The organism is Mesorhizobium sp. M4A.F.Ca.ET.050.02.1.1, assembly GCF_003997725.1.
Classification (GTDB): Bacteria; Pseudomonadota; Alphaproteobacteria; order Rhizobiales; family Rhizobiaceae; genus Mesorhizobium.
Map to the genome: position 1 here is coordinate 1 of NZ_RZSG01001409.1, position 617 is coordinate 617.

Here is a 617-nt window from a genome sequence, read left to right on the forward strand (position 1 = left end):
CCGAACACCAATCCTACGCCGCCGGTGCCAAACCGCTGTACCGCAAACACGATCGCCAGGATGGCCAGTGTCAGCGGCACCACATAGGGCTGGAATGTCGGCGTGACGACATTCATACCTTCGACCGCCGACAGTACCGAGATTGCCGGCGTAATGACTGCGTCGCCGAAAAAAAGCGCCGCGCCGACGATGCCGATGCCGAGGATCACCGCCGAGCGGGTCGGGAAACGGTTGCGCGCCAGCGCCATAAGCGACAGCACTCCGCCCTCGCCTCGATTGTCGGCGCGGAGCACGAACATGATGTATTTGATCGTCACGGTGATCGTCAGGGACCAGATGATCAGCGAGAGTACGCCGAGGATGTCGCCACGGCTGGCGACGTTGCCACCCGCTGATGCATGCAACGCCTCGCGAAATGCATAGATCGGGCTGGTGCCTATATCGCCATAAACGACACCTAGTGCGCCCGACATCAGCGCCTTGGTGCTGTGCTGCTCGACCTCAGAATGGCTCGATTGTTCGACAGGTTCTGCCTCGTTACCAGCATTGGTAAGGGCCATGGACGACACTCCGATAAGCGCGCGGTGCTCTACGCTTGCTGCACTGCAATATCAAGT

1 protein-coding gene is annotated in these 617 nt (G+C 60.1%); it reads right to left on the reverse strand.

Features of this window, described 5'->3' with window-relative positions; genetic code table 11:
- On the reverse strand, positions 1-560 hold a 560-nt coding region (locus EOA33_RS37830; protein ID WP_190234540.1), incomplete at its 3' end, for a KUP/HAK/KT family potassium transporter.
- Between the last annotated feature and the right edge of the window lie 57 nt (positions 561-617).